This is a genomic window from Pseudomonas lalkuanensis (genome assembly GCF_008807375.1).
Classification (GTDB): domain Bacteria; phylum Pseudomonadota; class Gammaproteobacteria; order Pseudomonadales; family Pseudomonadaceae; genus Metapseudomonas; species Metapseudomonas lalkuanensis.
Genome location: NZ_CP043311.1, coordinates 5,206,284 through 5,222,847 on the forward strand (window position 1 = coordinate 5,206,284; position 16,564 = coordinate 5,222,847).

Annotated in this window: 14 protein-coding genes; 9 read left to right on the forward strand and 5 right to left on the reverse strand. The window is 56.6% G+C overall.

Annotated features, from left to right (window positions below; all coding sequences use genetic code 11):
• Window positions 1–87 precede the first annotated feature (87 nt).
• Window positions 88–963: a WYL domain-containing protein gene (locus FXN65_RS24085; RefSeq protein WP_151137130.1), complete on the forward strand. Its 876-nt coding sequence runs from the start codon at window positions 88–90 to the stop codon at window positions 961–963.
• A 361-nt stretch (window positions 964–1,324) separates the two neighbouring features.
• Here the strand turns inward: FXN65_RS24085 and FXN65_RS24095 are convergent, their stop codons facing one another.
• The 4 genes from FXN65_RS24095 to FXN65_RS24110 are packed head-to-tail and all read right to left on the reverse strand — an operon-like array spanning window position 1,325 to window position 6,481.
• The gene (locus tag FXN65_RS24095; RefSeq protein ID WP_151137134.1) at window positions 1,325–2,086 is read right to left on the reverse strand and encodes a ubiquinol-cytochrome C chaperone family protein; all 762 of its coding nucleotides are present in this window, start codon (window positions 2,084–2,086) and stop codon (window positions 1,325–1,327) included.
• Window positions 2,087–2,095: 9 nt separating this feature from the next.
• Window positions 2,096–3,172: a patatin-like phospholipase family protein gene (locus FXN65_RS24100; RefSeq protein WP_151137136.1), complete on the reverse strand. Its 1,077-nt coding sequence runs from the start codon at window positions 3,170–3,172 to the stop codon at window positions 2,096–2,098.
• On the reverse strand, window positions 3,165–4,076 hold the full coding sequence (locus FXN65_RS24105) for a diguanylate cyclase regulator RdcB family protein (RefSeq protein WP_151137138.1): 912 nt from the start codon (window positions 4,074–4,076) through the stop codon (window positions 3,165–3,167). The genes FXN65_RS24100 and FXN65_RS24105 overlap by 8 nt, the downstream gene beginning before the upstream one ends.
• Window positions 4,073–6,481: a dynamin family protein gene (locus FXN65_RS24110; RefSeq protein ID WP_151137140.1), complete on the reverse strand. Its 2,409-nt coding sequence runs from the start codon at window positions 6,479–6,481 to the stop codon at window positions 4,073–4,075. The genes FXN65_RS24105 and FXN65_RS24110 overlap by 4 nt, the downstream gene beginning before the upstream one ends.
• A gap of 863 nt (window positions 6,482–7,344) precedes the next feature.
• Between FXN65_RS24110 and FXN65_RS24120 the strand changes: the two genes are divergently transcribed.
• The 5 genes from FXN65_RS24120 to FXN65_RS24140 all read left to right on the forward strand — a co-directional run bounded on the left by FXN65_RS24120 (window position 7,345) and on the right by FXN65_RS24140 (window position 12,607).
• Window positions 7,345–7,731: a hypothetical protein gene (locus FXN65_RS24120; RefSeq protein ID WP_151137144.1), complete on the forward strand. Its 387-nt coding sequence runs from the start codon at window positions 7,345–7,347 to the stop codon at window positions 7,729–7,731.
• 11 nt (window positions 7,732–7,742) lie between these two features.
• Complete coding sequence (locus FXN65_RS24125) at window positions 7,743–8,384, forward strand: hypothetical protein (RefSeq protein ID WP_151137146.1); 642 nt, start codon at window positions 7,743–7,745, stop codon at window positions 8,382–8,384.
• 26 nt (window positions 8,385–8,410) lie between these two features.
• The gene (locus FXN65_RS24130) at window positions 8,411–10,558 is read left to right on the forward strand and encodes an AAA family ATPase (protein ID WP_151137148.1); all 2,148 of its coding nucleotides are present in this window, start codon (window positions 8,411–8,413) and stop codon (window positions 10,556–10,558) included.
• Between the two features lie 101 nt (window positions 10,559–10,659).
• On the forward strand, window positions 10,660–11,670 hold the full coding sequence (locus FXN65_RS24135; protein ID WP_151137150.1) for a helix-turn-helix transcriptional regulator: 1,011 nt from the start codon (window positions 10,660–10,662) through the stop codon (window positions 11,668–11,670).
• 184 nt (window positions 11,671–11,854) lie between these two features.
• The gene (locus tag FXN65_RS24140; RefSeq protein ID WP_151137152.1) at window positions 11,855–12,607 is read left to right on the forward strand and encodes a DUF5131 family protein; all 753 of its coding nucleotides are present in this window, start codon (window positions 11,855–11,857) and stop codon (window positions 12,605–12,607) included.
• Here the strand turns inward: FXN65_RS24140 and tcmP are convergent.
• The gene (tcmP, locus tag FXN65_RS24145; RefSeq protein WP_151137154.1) at window positions 12,588–13,424 is read right to left on the reverse strand and encodes a three-Cys-motif partner protein TcmP; all 837 of its coding nucleotides are present in this window, start codon (window positions 13,422–13,424) and stop codon (window positions 12,588–12,590) included. The two genes, FXN65_RS24140 and tcmP, sit on opposite strands and share 20 nt — an antisense overlap.
• 149 nt (window positions 13,425–13,573) lie before the next feature.
• Between tcmP and FXN65_RS24150 the strand changes: the two genes are divergently transcribed.
• The 3 genes from FXN65_RS24150 (at window position 13,574) to FXN65_RS24160 (ending at window position 16,132) form a co-directional block, all read left to right on the forward strand.
• On the forward strand, window positions 13,574–13,954 hold the full coding sequence (locus tag FXN65_RS24150; RefSeq protein ID WP_151137156.1) for a DUF5131 family protein: 381 nt from the start codon (window positions 13,574–13,576) through the stop codon (window positions 13,952–13,954).
• 18 nt (window positions 13,955–13,972) lie between these two features.
• Window positions 13,973–15,259, forward strand: a complete 1,287-nt coding sequence (locus FXN65_RS24155) for a three-Cys-motif partner protein TcmP (protein ID WP_151137159.1) — start codon at window positions 13,973–13,975, stop codon at window positions 15,257–15,259.
• Window positions 15,260–15,493: 234 nt separating this feature from the next.
• Complete coding sequence (locus FXN65_RS24160) at window positions 15,494–16,132, forward strand: hypothetical protein (protein ID WP_151137161.1); 639 nt, start codon at window positions 15,494–15,496, stop codon at window positions 16,130–16,132.
• Window positions 16,133–16,564 lie beyond the last annotated feature (432 nt).

Below are 16,564 nucleotides of genomic sequence, written 5' to 3' on the forward strand. Positions count from 1 at the left end.
AATGACACCACCAGGATATGTAGCGTAGAGCGACGCATCCACGGTGTTTACCCGTACAGGTAAAGTTTTCGAGCAGATGGAGAAGCCATGAAGCGCAAGCAATCGATCGAATCAGTACGCTGGGATCTGGCATTACGCTATCGCCTGATCGAGACGGTGGCCTGGTGGGAAGGCCGGCTGACAACGGGACACCTGATACAGAGCTTTGGTATCAGCCGGCAACAGGCATCCAAGGACATCAACACCTACATCAGCGAGCATGCGCCGAAAAACCTGACATATGACAAGCACCTGAAGGGGTACGTACCCAGCAAGCAGTTCAAGCCCCTGTTCATTGATGACAGCGCCAGCGCCTACCTGCACCTGCTCAATCAGAACCACGACCGCGCCCCGCATATCGAGGGTCTGGCCCTGGCCTACGCCCACACCGAGGTGCTGCGGGTCCCGGATCGCTCGGTCAAGCCCGAGGTGCTCCGTCCCATTCTGCGTGCTTGCCGCGAAGGACTACGTCTGGAGTGCGAATATGTGTCCTTCACCACCCCAGACGGCGAAGCCCGCCTGATCGCTCCGCACACTCTGGTCTTCACCGGCATGCGCTGGCATGTACGCGCCTACTGTGAGAAGAACCGTGATTACCGAGACTTTGTCCTGAGCCGCTTCAGGGGCACCCCGGAACTCATTGACGACGTATCCGCAAATACCCGCGAGCAGGACGGCGGCTGGAATAGCCTGGTTAAGGTCATCATCGAACCGGACTCGCGCCTGAAGCCCGATCAGAAAGTCATCATCGAAAACGACTTCGGCATGCTCAACGGACAACTGGTGATCGACACCAGAGGTGCACTGGTGCAGTACGTTCTTCAGCGCTACCAGATTGACCCAACCAAGGTGCATGCCAAAGCCACGGCGCAGCAGATCGTGGTGGCGAACCTGGATGAACTTCGTTCCTGGTTGTATCAGTGACTAGCTAATGCAGGCGAAAGTTTGTTTACCTACAAACAACCGACTAGAGCGGAACTTAGCCGCCGATTGTGCTGAGTTTTAGAGACGCGGTGCTAGCCACTGCTTGAACCGGGCGACTAGCACTTCGAGTTCTTTAGCCGGGCGCCGCTCAATCTGCCTTGAGCCACAACCGGGGCATTGCTCGACCCAATCATTGGGAGACAGTTCATCACTGCGAGGCACCACGGTGCGCCGCCACTGACAGGCTGGACATTGCAGGACGAAAGGACGCATGGGAATAGGCATTCGACGCTCTCCGATGTGCGAATGCCTGTCACCTTGCCCTGGCAGCGCGACAAAATAGGCCGCGCCGAATACAAGATTAACCGGGGTGCCGAGTCTCCAAGCGGATCAAGGCAATCAGCACTACGCAAGGGACGGTGATGCGTAAGGCGGGACCTGTAAGGCTGTAGGCTCCCCAGATACTTCCCAAGGCCAAGCCAATGGGCCCCAAGGCTACCGAGGCCCCGCGGCTCGCCAGGAACTGTGCAGCTCCAGCGGCGGCGCTTCCCATGGACATTCCGGTGAACACCGCACCAGCTCCAAAGGCAGAGCTGGCCATCGCAGCGGTCAGCACCTGTGCCACCGTAACTCCGGTATCGGTTGCTCCCATAACCGCCTCTCGCAAGGCAGCGATCTGCTCTCGGCCAGGCATCCCCTCAACCTTGAGAGCACGACGCAAACTCTCAAGCTCATCGGTAGAAAGCTTGTCCCAGAGAGTCTCAAGTAGTTGAACCAGTACGCGACGCTCAAGTTCGACAATTGAATCCCCGTCTTGGCGCTTCCCTTTGAGGTGATCGAGCACGTCGACTACGATCGACGGCCAAGCGGCACCTTCGGAACGCAATAGGTTAACAACGCTGTTACCTCCGAAATGCAAGAGTTCACTGACCAACAGCGCCAACGTCGCCGTCGAGTAATCACCCTGAGCCTTCGCCTGAACCAACGCCTTGCAATTGCCGGCAGACAACATCAGGCGCCCCTTACCACCGTCGGTGATGTAGTCCACCAAAAGATCGAGATACACCCTGTCTGCTTTGGCCAACAGCTGTTGCAATGCCTGGGCCCCGCTTTCGTCACTCATTGCCTACCTCTACTTCAACTTCGCCATGGCATCCGCCAGTGCTTTATCGGCATGGACATTTTCCTGCTCGGCAACCCCCAGTGCAGCTTCAGAGGTACGTAACTCATTTCGGCTCCTTTGAGCGTCCATGACTCTACCTACGCAAGCCTTAGTGTCGCGATAGCCCTGCTCGATCCAGGAGGGAATCTTTTCAGCGTCAAATCCGAGTAGATCCCGTGCACCACTCAGCGGCCCGGTGGCACGATTGAGTGTTTCTCCGGGGCGGATTTCCAAGATTGTGGCGCCAGGAAAGTCCTGTCGGCTCCATGGAGAGCCATCACTGAGGTGAGTAACGATGATCAGATTGCAGCCAGCCTCCAGCAATGGAGCAATCGGGGTATTACCCTGCATGGTCTGCCAGCCACCCTGGCCACCATCGGAGTAACGTTGGCCGTTGCTCATCCGCGCCTTGAATAGCACCGGAATTGCAGCAGAGGCCAACAGGACTTTCTTTCGCTCTTCCGAAGGCAGGGATTGGATATGCACAAAGTCGGAGTTCGGCGTATTGGCAAACCCCAGTTCAGCCTTGAACGCCGATAGCAGGTCAGCCACGCCGCCATTGCTCTTGTAAAGCGAGACATACAGCGGCAGGCCCTTTTCCAGCTCCTCAGAGACCAGGTACTCATCCATCAAGGCCTTGAGCGGCTTGTCGTCGAGCACGCTGTCTTCAAGAAATTCCAGCCACTCGGGCAGTTCATAGCCCAGCCGCTGGGCAATCTCCTGAGCCGCAGATACTGCTCCCAGCGCCAGCCCGGCCCCCTGAAGACGCAGACCCGCAGCCGCCAGCAGCACCAAATAGCCCGGAACCTTCATATTCAGCGGAGACTGCCTGGCCAGGCGTCCCCAAAGCTCTTCCAGGCGCGCGATGGCTACATCCAGTGACGGCGAAGAAGCCAGCACACCGCCGTTCAAAGCGCCGATACTGGCCCCGGAAACCGCGTCGATGCGAGTGCCCAGCTCACGCAAGGCCTTGAGCACACCGACCTGGTAGGCGCCCTTGGCACCGCCACCGGACAGGACCAAGCCGACCTTCATTGCCTCAGCCATTCTGCACCTCCGTAAACAGCTCGCTGATCAAGGTCTCCGTGAAGCGTTGCGCGGAACCCAGTCGCGGGACCTGCAGCGGGAGATCCTGCGGTTGCTGGGAAACCACGAAACTAAACGGGTTGCGCTCAGGGTCGGCCCAATCGCCCAGGTACCCCAAGGCATCGCTGGCATCAGCCAGCACATGCCGCCCCTGCGGCCGCGCCAGCCAGCGCTCGCGGGTACCGATTCGTTCTCCCACGCTCAAGCCGGCGTCCTTACTCAACTGGACAATGGCCCGGTTAGCCAGCAGCTCCAGTTGCTTTTGGCGCTCCTGTCCAGTCACCCGTAGGCAATGGTCACCGAACGCTCCCCAACGCAGTTCCTCGAGTGCCGCATAACAGCGCCCAGATAGCGAGAAGCTACTGAAGCGGCCAGCAGCCCACTTACTGAAAACCTCATCGAGTTGGAGCTGCGCTTGCTGCAAGCTGCCGATCCGAACAACTTCCTGCTCCAGTGCGCTGCACCGATCCCCCAGCCGCTGGGATAACAGCTCCAATCTTTGGCGGGTTTCAACTGCGTAGCCAGCGATCTTGGCGACATCCAGCTGCAGCGCATTTACCCGCTGATTCACCCTGACGATGGTGTGATTGCTTTTCGCCAGGGATTCGCTCAGCTCCTTGAGCCACTGCAAAGCCCCCTCCACGCTATCGGTTAAGCTGGCGTTGATCTCCGCCTGATGTCGCGCTCCCTGCCCAGTAAACCCGTCGTACAGGCGCGAGAAGAAGGCAGTTCGCCCTGCGATATAGCGCTGGCGCTCGCGAGCTACGTCGATACCGTTGGCGAAATCGACAACGAACTTTTCCGGCAGGCAAGTGAGCAATTGGCAGATTTCAGAATGCTGGTTCAGTGCGTTGGCATCACTCATGCCACAGCCTCCTCGATAGAGGGTTGGACGTCGTTCTTGAGTTCTTCGCTGTCCCTCTGGATTGCCGGCACATTGCGCTTGAGGCCAGCAAGCCGCTGAGCCAGGGCTTGCTGTTCATCCCGGCTGTTTTGCTTATCAAGGAGGCTTTGCGCCAAGTCACTACGGATGTTTTCCAAGGTGTACTTGAGCTGCTCGAAGAACTGGTGAACACCGGTCTCCAAAGGCGCCTTGATAGTGACGCTGGTCGTTTCGAGTAGCTCCTCGAACAACATGTCAACCGAGCCATTGATTCTTTTCTTGATTTTATTGATATCGACCTCGAAGTAGCCCTCGGTTGTCTCGTAGGACTCCCACCCCCAGTCGGACGTATTAAACCAGCTGCAAATGGTCCCCCACGCCCCACTACTGCGGCGGTAGCGCGTTACAGGGCGACGCCTGCTGTCGATCACCTCTCCCAACAACTCACTTGCAGAGTATTTAAAGCTAAGCGGAGCGGTATCCGGAAGCCGAATATCGACTGCAAAACCGCTTCGGTTAAAACGCTCATTGAGCGCTTTGATCAATTCGTTTGCTTCACCTTTGATATTCTGAGAAAAACTTTCTCGAAACTTTCCAAGCAAAATCTCGATATCGTGCGCCATGATCTTTTCGCCGTCAGCGATTATTTTCTGAACGCCGTTCTCAATCGCTTTGACCAGTGTTTCAGCTTCTTCCTTACTGCTGAGAGCAATCAACGGATGGCTCTCGTCAAACTCATAACCGAAGCCCTCCCGGTCACGCTCGGGAAAACCCCAAAAAGCCCTGAATAGGCTCCTAACACCCATTGGCGACAAGCTTTTTTGCGCGTCTGCACGTGCCTTCGCCTGCTTCTTTTCGCTCGCTTTCCCAGCCTTGAATTCAGCCTCGATTTCCCCTTCGATGCCTTTTCGAATGGCATCGAAGATTTCCCCCATTTCGGTATGGATTTCTTCCAGTACCTTCTTAGCCTTCTCCTGGCTTTCCGACTCCAAGCTTTTGACCTGCTCGACGTCATTGAGCAGAGAATTAATCTGCTCCTCGAGTTCCAGGGAGCTCTTAGCCAGCGCAGTGTCACGAACCTCCAAGAAGCGGTTGAGCCGGGAAGCGATATCCACCAGCTTTGAAGCCGCGGAGGCGATAGCAAGCGTTGCAGCTTGCCCATGGGCCATGCGGATCACGTTATCCAATGGGGCGCTAAACAGGGATTTCTTCCATAGCATGTCAGCCCTGCGCAGGACTTCTTCGGCATTATCAATGGACTCTTCCCAGCCCATTCCTAGAACCAACTCACCGAAATCAGCCACCCAAGCATGGTCAGCGGACAGGCCTCGACCATTAGCGAGCTCATGGCGGGCGCGATTAGCCAGGTACCCCCAACGCGACGAAACGGGAAATACGTGCTCACGCTTTAGCCGCCTACCCATCAAGGTATCGGCGACAAACGCCTGGATCTGTTCAGCACTGTCGCCATGTCGATCCTTCTGGTCAAACTTGTTGACCACCGCGTACATACGACCACGACAAGTCTCAGAAATGATCTCCAGCTCCTGACGCACCTGCTCATCGGCCTCTGACTTGAGCTGGGTGAAATCGAGGACGGCCAACACTGCAGAAGCCTTCTTCAATTGATCCTGCAGCATCTTGCGCAGATGTGGCTGACCGGATTCATTGGGCCCAGGAGTATCAAGAAGGGTTAGACGGCCGCCCGCCTCTGTCATCTCGCTCAAATGAGCGAAGCGCACTTCGATAACCGGCAGCTCATGAACGTTGCCATAGCTGGAAAACGGAAACTCCACGTCTAGTGCTGCGGACAAGCGCACCAGATCATTAAGGTTCTTGAGGAAATCGAAAATCGCTTCAGGCCCCTCATAGCGGTTTCCGAATCGTTCCTGCCGCTGGATCATGCCCAATAACTCAAGCATGTCATCGGTATGTTCGAGACTATCCAGGGCTTGCTGACCGGCTGGGCTGCGACAAACCTCATACAACTGGCCAAGCAGGTCGTTGATGGGGGCATTATTGTCCAGACGCAGCAACGGCTCGAGCTGCTCGGGGGTATGGCGTATCAGGGTCGGCAGAGCGGTCATTGGGCGATTGCGATTCGGCAGCACTTCGGTACCGACAATCGCGTTGATGGTGGTGGACTTACCGGCCTTCATGGTCCCTACGACCGCCAACACCATCTCCAGGCTTTCCAGCTTGGCCCGCTCACCACGCAACATCTCGATGTCCTTGCCGATCGTGTCGCGAGAGAACGTCTGGTGTCCGCCATCCTGTTCCTCGACCACCACGCCAGGCTCAGCCTGCATCCGCTCAAGCAGGTCGATTTCCACATCCAGAAGCCTGCGTGCTTCCTCCTGAAGAATGGTGATGCTGTTTTCGTGCATGTCATCTCCTTGAACGTAGCCCCTTTCCCGAGGCCAACGAATTACGGGCGAGCTGTATCGGTAGAACGCCAGAACAGTTCGATCCTGATATCCCAGCATCGCGCTGAAGGCCTACTGCCAACGCGCGATAGGTAGAAGCAAAAAAATAAGTTGGAGAGTTTGGTGATGCTGCTGGGCACGCTAATTAATCGCCGGGGAGCCAATTCCATTGGATGAGCAGCTTGGGGGGAACTCGCCTACCTCATCGAGTTAGGGGAAGCCAGGACCAAGCCAACACATCGTATCCTTCAATATTGGGATTGCTTTAGCTTGCTGGAGGTTGTCCAGCACATCTCGTCAGCCGATTGGCGCCAGAGGGAAAGCAAGCCTACCTCGGCGGATGGCTTTTTGCCATGCAACAAAAGCCTCGAATTCGCAGCCGGTCAACCTCTATCAAGTCCGAAAATCCGTTCGATCCTGGCCCTGAGGATCTCGGTCTGAGAAGCCGACCGCCGCTCCAATATGTCGTATCCGCAGTGCGGACACTTGGCATACCAGTCTCGCCCCATAATCAGTGCGTCACTGAGCGGGATGATGGTCTTTTTCCAGAAGCAACGGGGACAGCAAAGCGTGTAGGGCATCGGAGGTATAGGCATGACGTCGCTCGCAAAGACTGGACGAGGAGAATTTGCCAGAGCGCTGCGACGAGATATGTCGCAATAGCATCAGACTCCGCGTTGGTCTGCACTCACCGCATGACCCTAGCGACGCTGCGACTTAAAACTCCTGACGTTCGGTTCAACGTGAACGGGCGAACCACATAGCGACGCATTTTGTCGCAAGCCTGATTCATCCTCCTTGCACAGTAGTGAAAGGAGCCGCTCATGGATCGCCACATCAAGGAATCGCTCGAATCGCTGTTGCTGGAATCCGGTAACAGCAAACGCTTGGGCAAACGCATCATCGCTCTGGCTGGATTTCTAAGCCCAACGGCAATCCCCGAGGACATTCGCCAGCAACTAGGTGCCCTCTCTCGCCTGCAGATTCAACAGGACGCATTCGACTCCCTGCTGGAGCCCGTCGCCCTGATGGCCCGGTCGGGCACCGTGCAGAACTTGGACAGCGAGGTCAGTCGACTGATGATTGCCAGTCTGGAGCAAACACGAAAGAACATCAGCGACATAGAAGGCATCAGCTATGCCGAGCTGATCACTTGGCTGGTAGAGCTTGCTCAAGCTCGCAAAATCATCCGCGTCAAATCGGGTACTTGAGGAGCACTGCCATGCATTCGCTCCCGCGCGAGCTCCCGCAGCCGCTGAAACTACGTGTCCTGGACTTCCCCAGCCGCCACGAGACGCTTTACAGCCGCCATGCCGCCAATCAGAGCCGGAGCCTAGAGTCCGGCCATCTGGACTTCGTGGTCCAAGCCCCCCTGGATCACCTAAGTAACGGCGACTCCACCGCTCCAGTCATCTTCCTCGACCCCTATCCGGTGACGCGGCAATTACCGCGCCATGGCTATCAACTGGTCTACACACCCACGCAGGGGTGTGCGGACTTTCACATGTGGTCCGGCCGAGTGATCGACAATCTGCGCCATGCCTTGTTGGGAGACCTGCTGGTGAGCGCGGACTACCTCAACTTCTTGGAGATGCTCAGGGACAACCAGAGCCGCCAGCTTCGCTACGAGCTAATCGACTGTGAAACGCCGACGAAAGTGCCCTATCAGCAACTGCTTGGGCTGCGTTTCAAAACGCTGTTCGCGATGGTGCTCGCACCGGACAACCTATCCATCCGTTATTGGTCACTGCTCGCCAACGCTTTGTCGGTCATGAATCCCGACCTTAAAAGCTTTGCCTTGGGTATGCAGCCCTCGCCCAGGATGGTTCCCCAGCTACTTCTGCTCGGCGAACCAGAACTCTGACCTGCCCCCTGACACTAGGAGCCACCATGTGCAGTAAGACCGTCCGCGCCGCGGGACCGCACTCTGATGACATCAGCCCGCTCACCCTGAGCTGGATCTTTACCTTGATGCTCGACCTGGGCGGACACCGGCAACTAATTGGCGACCGGGGATTCAACGACGACGCCCTCGCCCACGAATTGGGTGTAGCGGAGCTGGAGGAACAGTTCGAAGGGAGGCACTTCAGTTTCGATGAGGATGAAGAGGACGAACCGCGCCCAAAGCGCGCGAGGAGCTTCCGACAGCAAGCAGTTGCCCGCCTGAAGACCGAACAACGTCTTTTCCTGCACGATTTTCCTACCCCGAGCTATCCAGACAATCTGGGGGAGAACCTCTTCCAACTGACGCAGTTGATTGGCCTGGACGAGATTGATCGAGCCCTGCTTGGCTTTTGCGTGCTCATGCACAGCGACGCGCTGCTGGAAGAAGCCACTGACCAGCTCGGCCAGGTCGGATTCAACCGGACGCTGCGCGTGCTCTCAACCTTGCTCAGCTACCCACCAGAGGCAATCAGGCGACACCTCTCCGCCGATAGCGCGCTGGTACGCACCGGTCTCATCGAAGTAAGCATGACTCGCACCTACCGCTCGGGCCTCATAGACCGCCTGGGTATTGGAAACAAAGACCTCCTTCAGGACTTGCGTTTTCACAAAGGCTCCCCCATTGGGCTGTTCCAAAGCGCATTCCGTAGGGCTCCTAAAGGAGAGCTCTCTGCGGAAGACTATCGCCATTTGGCGCTCCCACTGTCCATTGCGCGCCCTTATCTAAAACGGGCGCTCACGGAGGGAACGCCAGGGGTCAATGTGCTGATCTATGGCCCGCCAGGAACCGGTAAGAGCCAACTGACCCGCCTGCTGGCAAGCGAACTGAGCGCTGAACTCTACGAGATCGCCTGCACCAACGGAGACGGTGACCCCATCGACAGCCGCGGACGCCTTTGCGCGCTACGTACGGCCATGGGAATTCTCAATCAGCAGGCGACACTGCTGGTGCTTGACGAGATCGAAGACCTGTTCAGCGAGCCGGGGACCTTCTCCCCTGACCAAGGCAATCGCAAGGGCTGGATCAACCGAATGCTGGAGGAGAATTCGCTGCCATGTTTCTGGCTGACCAACAATATCCAAGCCCTGGACAATGCTTATATCCGTCGCTTCGACCTGCTATTAGAACTCGAGAATCCGCCCAAGGCCGAGCGTGAACGGATCATCCGCAAATCCGGCGGTCAGCTCACCGCCGCCCTGATCCAACGTATGGCCGGCCACGAACATCTCACACCGGCAGTAGTCACTCGCGCGCTGCGAGTAGCCGAAAGCGTGCGTGTAACCTCCGACGCGCCCGCCATGGACCAGGCCGTCGAATACCTTGTGGACGCCACCCTGCAGGCACAGGGCTTCGATAAGCTCGCGCGAATACAGGAACAACAGCTTCCGGCCTTTTACTCACCGGAGCAGAGCAATACCGATGTTCCACTAGCAGGGCTTCTGGAGGGCTTGCAGCACAATCGCGACGCAAGGCTGTGTTTCTACGGTCCACCAGGCACCGGCAAGACCGCGTTCGGTCACTGGCTGGCGAGGGAAATTGGACGACCACTACTGATCAAGCGCGTCTCCGATCTCGTATCGCCCTACATTGGCATGACCGAGAAGAATCTTGCCCGTGCCTTTCAACAGGCGCGAGAGGACGATGCCGTCCTGCTCTTGGACGAAGTAGATAGTTTCCTTCAGGAACGTCGCCATGCACGGCATTCCTGGGAGATCACCGCTGTGAACGAAATGCTGATGCAGATGGAAAACCACCGCGGCCTTCTCATCGCCTCGACCAACCTCATGGACGATCTGGACCAAGCGGCACTGCGCCGCTTCGACCTGAAAATCAGCTTTGGCTACCTGCGCCCAGAGCAGGCCAGTGAGCTGCTTCATCTGCACCTGGAACAGATGGGACTCGACACCTCCAATACCGAACTGGATGTGAAAGTAAAACGGCTTGAGCGCCTGACACCTGGCGATTTCGCCACTCTCGCCCGCCGGGCCCGCTTCAGGCCCTTTGCTGATGCCGATGCGTATTACCACGCCCTGCTTTCGGAGCTGGCACTCAAGGAAGCACCACCGTCACGCCCCATAGGCTTCGTACACTGATGAGACGGAAGCAGGCCGCCCCTTCACGAATGGCCAGTTGCCATATATCAGAGACTGTCGCCATCCTATGCACTTCCAAGGACTGACAAGGACGCCGGACATTGCCCGCTACATCCACCCGCAGAACACTCAGCCGCCAGTGGGAGTTGCTCAAGCTGCTGCCAAACCGAGCCCCTGGCATCACTGCCTCCGAAATCCTCGCACGCTTGGAGGACTCCGGACACAGTACTTCCAAGCGCACAGTCGAGCGCGACTTAATCGAGCTCTCCCAGATATTCCCCTTGCAATGCAATGACAAGGGCACGCCCTACGGCTGGTACTGGACCCCAGGTCAATCCAGCGAGCTGCCCGGCATCACTTTGGGTGAGGCGCTTACGTTAAGTTTGGTGGAAGACAGCATCAGACCATTGATTCCCGGGTTCATGCTGAAAAGCCTGGAGCCCCGCTTCAATCAGGCACGAAACAAACTTCAAGCATTGAGTGATGAAAGTGCCTCGGCTCGCTGGGTGGACAAAGTGGCAAGCGTACAGCCGACCCTCAGCGTGATGCCGCCTGAGATCAACCAGGAGCATCTGGAGACTGTCCAGATGGCGCTACTCGACGACAGGCAGATCTCCAGTCGTTACTACTCAGCCCATAAGAACCTGACCCACGAGCTAACCCTCAACCCCCTGGGTCTAGTGCAGAGAGGTCAGGTCACCTATCTGGTGGGCAGCGCGGAACCTTTCGACGATGTGCGCCTGTTTGTGCTGCATCGGTTCGAGTATGCAAAGCTTCTGGAGTCACCAGCGAAGAAGCCTGCCGGCTTCAGTCTTCAGCAATACATTGAAAGTGGCGCCATGCAATTTGGTATTCCGCGGCAGATTCAGTTACACGCCTGGGTAAGTGACAGCCTGGCTCGGCTGCTCCACGAAACCCCGCTGTCTGCGGACATGACACTGACGCATCAGGAAGACGGAGCATCCCTCACGGCTACCGTGAACGATACCTGGGAGTTGAAGTGGTGGATTCTTTCCCATGCCGGCTCGATCCAGGTGCATGAGCCAATCGAGCTACGCCGAGAGCTCCGAGCACGCATGACATCCGGACTGAGCTTGCACGAGACGGACTGACTCAGTGCCTTACGCCCGGCATCAGATGTGTCGAAGCTAGAGACAGCCCTGCCCCACATTCCCTGCATGAGCGATAGGCAAGAATGCCCAAGCGGCCGTAAAGAAAACCGGCAGGAATCAATGAAAGACATTTGCTACACTCGGATACCGATGAATACTGTATATTCATACAGGAAAATGTGCGATGAGCAGCTACTCAGCCATTGAATGGACAGAGCAAACATGGAACCCGGTGACTGGCTGCACCAAGGTATCCCCCGGCTGCAAGCATTGCTATGCCGAAGTGATGGCGGCGCGCTTACAGGCGATGGGCGCGGCCGGTTATGAGGATGGCTTTGCCCTGCGCCTGATGCCTGAGCGCCTAGAGCAGCCATTGCGCCGGAAGAAGCCGACACTCTACTTCGTCAACTCGATGAGCGACCTCTTCCACGAAGAGGTCCCGGACAGCTTCATCGACCAGGTGATGGATACGATCACCCGAACACCACAGCATTCCTACCAGATACTAACCAAGCGAGCGTCCAGATTACCGGAGTACTTTGGTAGCCGACCGGTACCGAGCAACATCTGGTTAGGGGTATCGGTCGAAGACCGTAAGTACGGTTTGCCGCGTATTGATGAACTTCGCAAGGTTGGGGCGACTATCCGCTTCTTATCCGTTGAGCCACTGCTCGAGGATCTTGGCGAGATGAATCTTTCTGGCATGGACTGGGTTATCGTCGGCGGCGAATCCGGAGCGAAGGCGCGGCCCATGAAGCCGGAATGGGCGATCAACGTCAAACGGCAGTGCGCCGAGGCCGAGGTGGCTTTCTTTTTCAAGCAATGGGGCGGATGGGGCGCGGACGGCGTCAAGCGTAACAAGAAAGCCAACGGCCGTTTGCTCAATGGCCGTCTCTATGACGAGTATCCGATTATCCCTACCGTTTCGGCTGAGTGACCCGAGCCAGCTTGGCTGCCAGCGCTTTCGCTTTTGGGTTGGAGACTGAAAAGTAGAAAAGGAACAGCACTCCTGCGTTCCGAGTAAGCCGCGTGGGCTCTTCGACATGCGCGAAGATCTCTCTTAGACGCATTGTCACAAATTGGATTATCGCCTCGTAATCCGAGCGTTGTGAACGGACTTCTTGCTCACCAAAGAGATCGTCTATCAGCGGCTGGCTTGGGGCATAGCATGCATTTTTCCACTCCGAAGTCCCCAACAACCGCTCAATGCACGGCCTCCACTCCTCTCTAGGGCCATCTTGAGGTAGAAGGCGCAGCAACGTTGAGATCGGAAACAGCATCCATAGGTCCACTTTCTGTGTACTTGCAATGACCTCAAGCGTGCTCCAATTGACCGCAGTACTGTAAGGGTCAAGAAAGATGACTGCCCGATCTCGCCCCCTCAGTCTTCGGCAGAAGCGGGTGACAAACTCATTGGCGTCGAGCTGGGTAATATGAATCACCTTGTCAGGGTACTCGGCGCGAAGCTCTTCTAGCGCTTGCACATGCTCAAGCTTCAAGTCGTTGAAGTGGTACTCATGGAACACATCCTTGCAGTCGAGCGCGCGCCGTACTGAGCCCCTGAGCGCCTCCAGCTCCAAAAGAGGATCCGAGCTCAAGTCGTCGTCATCACGTTGACCTGTCCCCGCAAACGCATCGACATAGTGCAGAGTAAACGGCTGGTTCTTCAGTGCTGTGGTGTAGATCTTGAGGTAGCTTTCCAGCCGCTCAAGTTTAATGCGCGTCCACTCACCACCAAACGAATGCTTAACCATAGCCCCGCCTCGAATCATTCATCCTTAATGCATCGAGCAGCCAACGATGCCCCGTATGTCGCGCCATAAACCGCCAATGGCTTGCTGGCATTTTGACTTCCTTCACGTCAACACCCTAACATCAAGCCCTTACAGGGAGTAAGGGTGCTATGAGCACACAAACGCGCATCGAATGGACAGAAATGACCTGGAACCCCATCGTGGGTCGCACGAAGGTCTCACCCGCTTGCAAAAATTGCCATGCAGAGAACATGGTGCGGCGTGTTCAGGCCATGGGCTCCTACACCCCGCCCTCCGATGCCTGGCTTGGTGGAGCAATGGAGGACAGGGCATACGGAATTCCACGGATGGATTACCTGCGCCAAGTTCCGGCGGCCATTCGCTTGCTCCCAACTGCCCTCCGACTCGAAGACTTATACCGGCTCGATCTCACTGACATCCACAGGGTGATCGTCGGCGGAAAGTCAGAAAACAGTGCCAGACAAATGAAGCAGAAGTGGGCCGAAATCCCGCTGCTGCAGCTCGCCTGAGAAATGTAGGAAGCGTCGATGGCCAAGGACAACGAGAAATACATCTGGGACTGGCAAACACGCACCTTCCCGGTAATTGACCCGCATAGCAAGGTCAAGCACCAGATTATCAGCGAGTACCTGCAGTCTTATGTCCAGGTCCTGATGCGGAATGCTCTTATCCCAGAGCTGCGTTTGTCTATCGTGGACGGCTTCTGCGGTGGTGGTCAGTACCATGACCTCGACGGCGAAGCCCATTTTGGCTCTCCGCTGATTGCTCTAGAGGCTGTACGAGCCGCAGAAACACTGATCAATGTGAACCGAACGCAACCACGGGTAGTTCGAACTCAGAATTTTTTTGTCGATGTAAAGCAGAGCAACATCGATTGCCTACGCGCCGTATTGACCGCGCAGGGCCTTGGGCAACGTATCAATCGTGATGTATTTCTAACCTGCTCAGACTTTACCCAAGCACTGCCGGCAATAACACAGCGCATTAAGGACTTTGGCCACGGTGGGCGGGCACTGTTTCTTCTGGATCAGTACGCCTATGGCGACGTGCCTTTTTCGTCCATCAAATCGATCTTTAGCCGTTTCAAGAATGCAGAGGTGCTACTGACTTTTAACGTCGATGCGCTGATCACCTACCTTGCCGACCGCAAACCAAACCGGAAAGCAATTGCCAACATTAACCTGGAACAACACATTCCTTGGAGTGAGCTGGCCGCCCTCAAGGCCACCCAGAAGCACGAGTGGCAGTACCTGATTCAACGCTGCCTCTCCAAAGGAATCCTGATCGAAAGCGGCGCGCAGTTCATGACCGTTTTTTTCATCACACCGTTGGGTGCCAACCCACGCACGTACTGGTTCATCCACTTGGCGAACCAGTACCGGGCCAACGACGTGATGAAGTCAATCCATTGGCGCCATGGTAACCAGTTTTCGCACTTGCTCTCACCGTCGCTGTTTGTCGGCTATGACGCCAACCGAGATGTACAGGTAACGCATCAGCAAGACTTGCTGCTCGGAGAAGAGCACCACTTTGATGGCGCCACCCACGAGCGCATTTGTACCGAGCTTTCCGAGCTGCTGCCGCAGCTCTTATACAAGCAACGTGAGCAGACGTTTGAGGCACTGATGCACAGCGTGGCGAACTTCACCATGGCCGACGAAGAAGTGGTGAAGCGCTCATTGAATGTCGCCGTGTCCAACCAAGACCTTGAAGTGCGCGACAAGGATGGCAGGTCTAAGCGGCGAAAAGGTGAAAGCATCAAACTCAGCGACGTGATCACCGCACCGGCGCAAAGCACCTTCTTTTTCCTCTAAGCCTGCTCAGTAGGAGGCCTACCCTTCCAGCAATAATCCCGAGATGCTGCGGGAATTGCCTGTGCTAACTGCCGCCCCCCAAGCGGATGAATGTGCAAGCCCTGAGAACTTCCGTATTCAGCGCTTCAAGAATCGTGAGGACCGGATCCTGAGCTATTTAACCACCACCACGGATCGCACGCCCGCCTGCAGACTTGCAAGCGGTAGCCCCTTTTCCATCTGAGGATCACGACATTGGAAAGCCTCTTTCACGGCCCCTACTTCGACTACGTCATGGACATGGAGCCTCTTCGCTCTGCCGAGTACTTCTGCAAGGGATCCTCCGCGATGCTGTTCAAGCGCGACGGTCGACTATGGCGCCTGACTAAGGACTGCTGTGGGCACAGTTTTCTGTCCCAGCAGTCGTCGAAGGGCAACCCCAACGTTGTCCGGATCATTCATGACTTCGGCCCTGTCGCTCCCTGTGATGATGACGTCGATGAAGAGTGCTATTGGCTAGCCGAGGTGGAGCGACTCGAAGATATTGACCCAGATTCTCCCACAGGCCAGCGCCTATCGAAGCTCCTTTCATCTCTCACTGACGATGAGCCTGTTGAGCGAGGGCAGATCCCGAGCTTTATTGAAGCCTGCAGGGCGACACGCGATGCCAACCCGGATCTTGCCGGGCTCCTCGAAACGCTGATCAAGGCTGCGGAGTATGTGAAACACGGGAATGGTGATCTCGACGCCAACCTGTCGAACATCATGCGCCGACCTGGATGCGGTACCCTCGTATGGAGCGATCCGCTCTATGGAGCTCTGGCAATTATGAGCAGCGAAGAAGAAGCCCGCGTCGCCGCTATCAAGCAGAGATTACAGACCGTTCAGGCTTGAAGAGCAGTCCTCCACTCCTGTGGCGCAATCCAGTCAGATTTAACCGGGGCCGCAACCATGAAGCCCATCGCCCTGACGCGTCAAATACGTGCGGTCCCAGCACATCCCGGCTGCGGGGCCAGCCGCCAACTAACGTAAAGCAAAGCCCATCGAGCAGCGACCGATCACTACGGATGCAGCCTGAAATCTATGCAGGCTAAACATTGCAAGCCACTCGGGCCAACCCGGTACCATATCAAGCGCACCAGTCAACATCACATCGTCATTCAGCTAGGTCAGCAGAATCCTAGTCGAGCCTCCTGGCGTTCTGGCTCGGGCGCGCCCTAGCCTCGCTGACATCGCAGTAAGTTTGCCATTCGCATGTAGACACAGCGGACAGCTCCCCCTCGAAGCCTGGATGCGGCGCTAGGGTGTGCCATCCATACCGAGGAT